The sequence below is a fragment of the Kitasatospora sp. NPDC088783 genome, assembly GCF_044750705.1.
Classification (GTDB): domain Bacteria; phylum Actinomycetota; class Actinomycetes; order Streptomycetales; family Streptomycetaceae; genus Kitasatospora; species Kitasatospora fiedleri.
In genome coordinates this window covers 56187-63446 of the sequence record NZ_JBIVKJ010000029.1, presented here as the reverse complement: position 1 = coordinate 63446, position 7260 = coordinate 56187, and the positions used below count along the sequence as shown (strand labels likewise).

General features: G+C 74.3%; 7 protein-coding genes. 2 read left to right on the top strand and 5 right to left on the bottom strand.

Going from position 1 to position 7260, the window contains the following annotated elements:
- Nucleotides 1-120: 120 nt before the first annotated feature.
- Both ACIP60_RS37275 and ACIP60_RS37270 read right to left on the bottom strand, forming a co-directional pair.
- Nucleotides 121-963, bottom strand: coding sequence for an undecaprenyl-diphosphate phosphatase (locus tag ACIP60_RS37275; protein WP_400693768.1), 843 nt, complete (start codon nt 961-963; stop codon nt 121-123).
- 192 nt (nt 964-1155) lie between these two features.
- Nucleotides 1156-1758 (bottom strand): GNAT family N-acetyltransferase, encoded by a 603-nt coding sequence (locus ACIP60_RS37270; protein WP_400693765.1) that lies wholly within the window; start codon nt 1756-1758, stop codon nt 1156-1158.
- Nucleotides 1759-1987: 229 nt separating this feature from the next.
- Between ACIP60_RS37270 and ACIP60_RS37265 the strand changes: the two genes are divergently transcribed.
- Nucleotides 1988-2824, top strand: a complete 837-nt coding sequence (locus tag ACIP60_RS37265) for an EamA family transporter (RefSeq protein ID WP_400693762.1) — start codon at nt 1988-1990, stop codon at nt 2822-2824.
- A gap of 18 nt (nt 2825-2842) precedes the next feature.
- Here ACIP60_RS37265 and ACIP60_RS37260 read toward each other — a convergent pair whose 3' ends face one another.
- From ACIP60_RS37260 to ACIP60_RS37250, 3 genes are all read right to left on the bottom strand, one after another.
- Entirely contained in the window at nt 2843-3865 is a 1023-nt protein-coding gene (locus ACIP60_RS37260) for a DNA gyrase subunit B (RefSeq protein ID WP_400693759.1), read from the bottom strand.
- Nucleotides 3866-4107: 242 nt separating this feature from the next.
- Nucleotides 4108-4884 carry a LamB/YcsF family protein gene (locus ACIP60_RS37255; RefSeq protein ID WP_400693756.1) on the bottom strand — a complete coding sequence of 259 codons (777 nt, stop codon included), beginning with the start codon at nt 4882-4884 and terminating at the stop codon, nt 4108-4110.
- A gap of 235 nt (nt 4885-5119) precedes the next feature.
- Entirely contained in the window at nt 5120-5581 is a 462-nt protein-coding gene (locus tag ACIP60_RS37250) for a MarR family winged helix-turn-helix transcriptional regulator (protein WP_400693753.1), read from the bottom strand.
- A 111-nt stretch (nt 5582-5692) separates the two neighbouring features.
- Here ACIP60_RS37250 and ACIP60_RS37245 point away from each other — a divergent pair, with 111 nt between their 5' ends.
- Complete coding sequence (locus ACIP60_RS37245) at nt 5693-7156, top strand: MFS transporter (protein WP_400693750.1); 1464 nt, start codon at nt 5693-5695, stop codon at nt 7154-7156.
- Nucleotides 7157-7260 lie beyond the last annotated feature (104 nt).

The following is a 7260-nucleotide window of genomic DNA, read 5'->3' as shown; positions in this document are numbered from 1 at the left end:
CGGCCCGCGGGGGGGGGGCCCCCCCGGGGGCCGGGGGGGGGGGGGCGGCGGGGGGGGGGGGGGCCGGGGGGGGGGCGCGGGCCCCCCGCCCCCGGGGGACGGTGGTGCGATGGGGGTGGGTCAGTGGACGGCGCCCGCGTCGGGGGCGAGGGTGCCGGCGGTGACCAGGGCGATGATGGTGATGCCGAGCAGGATCCGGTAGACCACGAACGGCGTGAAGCTGTTGTGCGAGATGTACTTGAGGAACCAGGCGATCGCCGCGTAGCCGACCGCGAAGGCGATCAGGGTGGCCAGAACGGTCGGGCCCCAGGCGGGTGCCGGGCCCTCGCCGATCTTGAGCAGTTCGAGACCGCCGGAGGCCAGCACGGCGGGGATGGCGAGCAGGAAGGAGTAGCGGGCGGCGGCCTCGCGGCTGTAGCCGAGGAACAGGCCGGCGCTGATCGTGCCGCCGGAGCGGGAGACGCCGGGGATCAGGGCCAGTGACTGGGCGGCGCCGTAGACCAGGGCGTGCTTGAAGTTCAGCGAGTCGACGCCGCGGGCGTGGCGGACGGCGCGGGAGCGGTCGGCGACGGCCAGGATCACGCCGAACAGGATCAGGGTGGTACCGATCAGCCGCAGGTCGCGCAGGGTGGTCTCGATGGTGTCCTGGAACAGCTTGCCGAGGATGCCGATCGGCAGCGTGCCGATGATCACGTACCAGCCGAGCCTGGCGTTGGGGTCGCCGCGCCACTCCTTGCGCAGCAGTGACAGCGTCCACGCCTTGATGATCGCGCCGATGTCCCGGCGGAAGTAGATCAGCACCGCGGACTCGGTGCCCAGCTGCGTCACCGCGGTGAACGCCGCCCCCGGGTCGTCCCAGCCGGCCAGGGCGGAGAAGACCCGCAGGTGCGCGCTGGAGGAGACCGGCAGGAACTCGGTCAGGCCCTGCACCAGGCCGAGCACGGCCGCGTGGAACCAGTCGATCACCGGACACCCGCCGCGGATATCTCTCGGAGGCTCAGCATGGGCGGTTTCCTGTTCGCTCGTGGGGTGGTCCGGCGGCTGGGGGCTGTCCGGTGTGGCCAGATGATAAGGGGTCCGGATGTCCCGAAGATCGCAAAGGGGCGGTCCGGGCAATTCCGGACGATTGTGGCGGATCGAGCGGTCGGCGGGTGCTCAGCGGGTGTCGGCCGCCCACTCGGCGCGGGTCAGGGCGTACACCACGTCGCCGTGCTCGCTGCCCGGGATCGGGTCCGGCCAGTCGGCGGAGAACGTCCGGACGTGGCGCAGCCCGGCCCGCTCCAGCACCCGGCGGGAGGCCGTGTTCACCGCCATCGTGGTGGCCACCACCCGTTCCGTCCCCGGCCGTTCCCCGAACGCCGCCCCGACCAGGGCCGTCGCCGCCTCGGTGGCGTACCCGAGGCCCCGGGCGGCGGGCCGCAGGCGGTAGCCCAGCTCCAGGTGGTCCGGCCGCCGCTCCGGCTCCAGCCCGACGGAGGACGGCGGGTGCAGCGCCGCCCAGCCGAGGAAGCGACCGCCGGCCTCCAGCGCCCAGCAGCCCAGCCCGCCCGGCAGGTCGGCGTAGGCGCGCAGCAGGCCGGGCAGCAGCTCGTCCGCGACCCGGTCCGGCGGGACGGGGCGGCCGTCGTCGATGTACCGCATCACCTCCGGGTCGCCGCACAGGGCGGTGACGGCGGGTAGGTCGGCGGGGGTGAAACGGCGCAGGACCAGCCGGTCGGTGCGCAGGCGGACGTGCCGCGGCGGGAGGGGTTCGTTCACGGGCCGAGCAGAGCACCGGGGGCGGGGGCGCGGCAAGCGGGTTTCGGCGGCGGCGGCGGCGGTGGGCGGCCGTGGCAGGCGGCGGTCGGCGGGTGACGGTCGTGCCGGACGGCGGTTGTGGCGGGTGGCGGGGCGGGCGGGGAATGCCCCGGGCGATCACTGTGTTGGCCTGTGGCGTGCACTCTGCTGTACCGTCCCGGTCGTTCCGTCCCACCGATGGGGAAGTGCCATGATCGCCCTGCTGCTCGCCCTCGGCAGTTCCCTCGCCTACGGCTGCGCCGACTTCCTCGGCGGCCTCGGCGCCCGCCGCGCGCACGTGCTGCGCACCGTGCTGGTCGCCGCGCCCGCCAGCCTGGCCGTCGAGGTGCTGCTCTGGCCGCTGCTCGGCGCCCGGTTCGACGCCGGGGCGGTCGGCTGGGGCGCGGCCTCCGGGGCGGCCTCGGCGGCGGCGTTCGCGCTGCTGTACCGGACGCTGGCGATCGGTCCGATGAACGTGCTGTCGCCCGTGACGGCGCTGATCTCCGCGATGCTGCCGGTCGCCGTCGGTCTGTTGCAGGGCGAACACCTGGGCGCCGCCGGGCTGCTGGGCCTGCCGCTGGCACTGGTCGCGGTGGTGCTGGTGAGCGCGGGGACGGCCGACGGCCGGGCCCGAGTGACCCGCCCCGCGCTGCTGCTGGCGTTCGGCGCGGGCACCGCGATCGCCGTCCAGCTGGTCTGCCTGCACCAGGCCCCGTCCGGCAGCGGCATCGCCCCGCTGATCGTCGGCCGGGCCGTCACCTCCGTCCTCACCCTCGCGGCCGCCGCCCTGTGGCGCCGCCGCCTCGGCCCCGGACGCCCCGCGTACGGCCTGGCGGCCACGGCCGGAGTGCTCGACTCGGCCGCCGGGGTGCTCTTCCTGCTGGCCGCCCGCAGCGGTGACCTCGCGGTGGTCGCGGTGATTACCGCGCTCTACCCCGCCGGCACGGTGCTGCTGGCCCGCGCCGTCCTCGCCGAACGCATCCACCGCGGCCAGCTCGCCGGCCTCGGCACCGCCGCCCTCGCGGTCGGCCTGCTCGCCCTGACCTGACGTCCGCGCTCCGGGGGATCACCCGAAGGTGCGGGGGTGCTCGACCAACCAGGCTTCCACCGCGCGCCGGACGGTCTCGGCGACGCGGGCGCGGACCGGGTGGTTGCCGAGCACCTCGCGGGTGGAGCCTTCGTAGTGGGGGTCGTCGAGCTTCACCGAGACGACCGCCGTCAGTTCGGCGAGCACCGCGCGCAGGGCGTGCTCGCCCATGTGCGGGAGCAGCGCGGCCCGGAGGCCGTCGTGAAAGCCCGTGAGATGGGTGCCGCTGCCGGTGCGGCGGCTGTTGGCGTAGCAGCGGATGCCGCCGCGGCCGGTCCAGCTGAGGGCGAGGTCGACGGTGCCGCCCATCGGTTCGTCCTCGGCCGCGGCGGTGAGGGTGGCGGAGGGGTCGCCGCCGAGCCGGGTGGTGAAGTCGGCCGGGCCGGCGGGGTGGTGGAAGCGTCCGACGCGGGGCGGGGTGGTGCGTTCGTCGGCGAGGGTGAAGTCCAGTTCCCGGTTGAGGAGGGCGAGTTCGTCCAGGTGGGCGGCGACGGTGTCGTAGTGGAAGGCGACCGTCTCGAACACTTCCGGGTCGGGGTGGAAGGTGATCGTGGTGGCGGTGCGGTCGCTGGGGCCGGTCTCGGTGGGCGGGGTGACCCGCTCGCCCCGGGCGTACTCCTGCCGGATCACCGCGCCGTCGTGGTGCTCTTCCGCGACCAGCCGGATGGAGAGTGCGTTGACGACGAAGGGGCCGAGGGCGAAGAGGGAGAGGCACAGTCGGCGGACGCCGGGGCGCTGAGGCGTCCAGAAGCCGGCCAGGCGTTCCGGCAGGTCGTCGAGGTGGCCGTCGTGGGTGATCCGGGCGCCGCCGTCGGCGGTCAGGGCGATCTCGATGCGGCTCGCCCGGCCCAGCAGGAGGGCGTCCGCCGCCGGTTCCAGCACCTCGTACACCAGGGTGTGCAGTCCGCGTTCGCCGGTCGACCCGATGTACATGCCGGGCCGTTTCCGGACGGCTGCCGAGCCCTCCAGTACCTCGATGTGCGCAGCGCTGTACTCGCTCATGACGGTCCCCTCCGACGGCGTCCTGCGGTGTCGCCAACCCTAGGGGAAAATCGGGAGAAAACCAGGTCAGGGGCTATCCGGCGAGGGCGTGTGCGGCTCGCGGCGGGGGGTTTCGGCGCGGGGTGGCCGCCACGGTCGCGGGGTGGGGGCGCAGGCGCACGGGGGTGGGGTGGAGGACCGGGGAAGGGCCTTTCCGGGGTGGGTGGGGGAGGGGGAATTCGAGGAATTTTCCCGGGCGCCGGTCAGGTGAAGGCTTCGACGCGGACGCCCGCGGAGGCGAGTGCGCCGCGGATGCGCCAGGCGAGTTGGGCCGCGCCGGGGGTGTCGCCGTGGACGCAGAGCGAGCGGGCCCGGACGGTGATGGGTTCGCCGCTGACGGCGGTGGCGGTGCCGTCCCGGGCGATGCCGACGGCGCGCGCGATGACGGCCTCGGGGTCGTGCACGACGGCGTCCGGTTCGCGGCGCGGGACGAGGGTGCCGGCCCAGGTGTAGGCGCGGTCGGCGAACGCCTCGGTGACCACGGGCAGTCCGACGCCCTCGGCCACCGCCAGCAGCCGGGAGCCGGGCAGGCCGAGCAGCGGCAGCGGCCCGTCACAGACCGCACCGGCCCGCAGGACGCCGGAGACCACCGCCTCCGCCTGCTCGTTGTCCTGCACCACCCGGTTGTAGAGCGCGCCGTGCGGTTTGACGTAGGAGACCCGGGAGCCGGCCGCGCGGGCGAACACCTGGAGCGCGCCGATCTGGTAGGCGATCTCGTCGGCCAGTTCGTCCGGCGGGACGTCCATGGCGCGGCGGCCGAACCCGGCCAGGTCGCGGTAGGAGACCTGGGCGCCGATCCGCACCCCGCGCTCGGCGGCCAGCGAGCAGACCCGGCGCATCGTGGACGGGTCGCCGGCGTGGAAGCCGCAGGCGACGTTGGCGCTGGTGACCACCGAGAGCAGGGCGTCGTCGTCGGTCAGGCTCCAGCGTCCGAAGCCCTCGCCGAGGTCCGCATTGAGGTCGATCACCGCGTCGGCCACTCTCTCCCCGTCCGCCCTTCCGCGCGGGCCGATCCGGGCCCGGGCTCCGCTCCTGGGGCTGATCGTAGGGCCTGATCGTTTCGGCCGGGGCGGTGGTCGCGGCCCGGGTGACAGGTTTTACCCGCCGGGTCGCGGACGGGCGTCGCGACGGCCACCCGCTCGGCGCAACCCCCGTCGGGGGGAGCGGCCGTCGCTCCGGGTTGACGCGGCGTCGGGGAGCGGGCGAGGGGGAGGGTCAGTGGCGCGGCCAGGGGCGGCCCTGGAGCTGTTCGATGTCGCGGTTGAAGCGCTCCAGCACCTCGGCGAAGGCGGCCAGGTCCTCGGCCGTCCAGCCGGTGACCACCCGGGACAGGCCCTCGATCGACCAGTCGCGGTCCTGGCGCAGGCGGCGCAGGCCCTCCTCGGTGATCCGCAGCTTGCGGGCCACCCCGCCGTCCGGGTCGGGGATGCGGTCGACCAGCCCGGCCCGCAGCATCGCGGCGCTCTGCCGGTTGACGGTGGAGGTGTCCAGCCCGAACGCCTCGGCGAGCTGACCGATGGTCAGCGGGCCCTCGGTCTCGATCCGGCTGAGCAGGGTGTAGGCGCTGCGCTCCAGGGCGTCGGGGCCGCCGTCGGTCCGGGCGGTGGCGAGCACCTGGTGGCGGGCGAGCAGCATCATTTCCCGTTCGATCAGGGCGAGTTCCTTGTCGCGCCGCATGCTCCTCCGTCCCGTGCGTCACTTTTCGGCAGCATATCCCGCGAGCAGGACATATGTATGGTACACATTGTGTGCATCATGCATATCTAGCCGAAGAGATGGAAGTACCCCATGAGTCAGGCACGCACCGGCCCCATCGTCGGAGTGCTCGCCGGCGCGGGCATCGTGGTCTCGCTGATGCAGACCCTGGTCGTCCCGCTGATCCCGGACCTGCCGAACCTGCTCCACACCACGGCCGCCAACGCCTCCTGGGCGATCACCGCCACCCTGCTGGCCGGTGCCGTGGCCACCCCGGTGCTCGGCCGACTCGGCGACATGTACGGCAAGCGCCGGATCCTGCTCGCCAGCCTCACCATGCTCGTCATCGGCTCGCTGGTCTGCGGCTTCAGCAGCTCGCTCGCCCCGATGGTGGTCGGCCGCGCGCTCCAGGGCATCGGCGCCGGCGTCATCCCGCTCGGCATCAGCATCATGCGCGACGAACTGCCGCCGCAGAAGCTCGGCTCCTCGATGGCGCTGATGAGCTCCTCGCTCGGCATCGGCGGCGCGTTCGGCCTGCCGCTGTCCGCCGTCATCGCCCAGAACACCAGCTGGCACGCGCTGTTCTGGATCTCCGCCGCGCTCGGAGCGGTGGTCGCCGCCGCCGTGTTCCTCCTCGTCCCCGAGTCCCCGGTGCGCTCCGGCGGACGCTTCGACGTGGTCGGCGCGATCGGGCTCACCATCGGACTGGTCGCCCTGCTGCTCGCCATCTCCAAGGGCAGCGACTGGGGCTGGGGCTCCGGCACCACCCTGGGCATGCTCGCCGCCACCGTCGTGGTGCTCCCGGTCTGGGGCTGGTGGGAGCTGCGCACCGAACAGCCGCTGGTCGACCTGCGCACCAGCGCCCGCCGCCAGGTGCTGATGACCAACCTCGCCTCCGTGGTGATCGGCTTCGCGATGTACGCGATGAGCCTGGTCTCCCCGCAGCTGCTCCAGATGCCCACCGCCACCGGCTACGGCCTGGGCCAGTCGATGGTCGCCGCCGGCCTCTGGATGGCCCCCGCCGGCCTGGTCATGATGCTGCTCTCGCCGATCTCCGCCAAGCTCTCCAAGGCCAAGGGCCCCAAGGTCTCGCTGCTGGTCGGCGCCGTCGTCATCACCTGCGGCTACCTCTCCGCGCTGGCCCTGATGGGCCACGCCTGGGGCGTGCTGGTCTTCTCCTGCCTGATCAGCGGCGGCATCGCGTTCGCCTACGCGGCCATGCCCGCCCTGATCATGGGCGCCGTCCCGGTCTCCGAGACCGCCGCCGCCAACGGCCTCAACACCCTGATGCGCTCCATCGGCACCTCCAGCTCCTCCGCCGTCATCGGCGTGGTGCTGGCCCACCTGACCACCGACTTCCACGGCCACGTGCTGCCGTCGGAGAGCGGCTTCCGCACCGCCTTCCTGATCGGCGCGGGCGCGGCCGTGGCGGCCGCCCTGGTCACCCTCGCCATCCCCGGCGTCCGCCGCGCGGTGGCGGGCGGCGCGGCCGGGCCGGCGGACGGCACGCCGCTGTCCGCCGTCCCCGACGTCCCCGAGGGCGCGACCACCAAGTAGCGCCGCGCAGGGCCTCTGCGGCGGGCCGGTCCTCCCCGGGGGAGGACCGGCCCGCGCGCGTCCGTCCGTGGCTCTCGCGCGGGTCGCGGCAGTAGGGTGCGCGG

What these genes read in the sequence shown, in the direction of transcription:
- ACIP60_RS37265 (WP_400693762.1), top strand. Translation starts at nt 1,988, where the DNA reads ATGATCGCCCTGCTGCTCGCCCTCGGCAGTTCCCTCGCCTACGGCTGC.
- ACIP60_RS37260 (WP_400693759.1), bottom strand. Translation starts at nt 3,865, where the DNA reads ATGAGCGAGTACAGCGCTGCGCACATCGAGGTACTGGAGGGCTCGGCA.
- ACIP60_RS37250 (WP_400693753.1), bottom strand. Translation starts at nt 5,581, where the DNA reads ATGCGGCGCGACAAGGAACTCGCCCTGATCGAACGGGAAATGATGCTG.
- ACIP60_RS37245 (WP_400693750.1), top strand. Translation starts at nt 5,693, where the DNA reads ATGAGTCAGGCACGCACCGGCCCCATCGTCGGAGTGCTCGCCGGCGCG.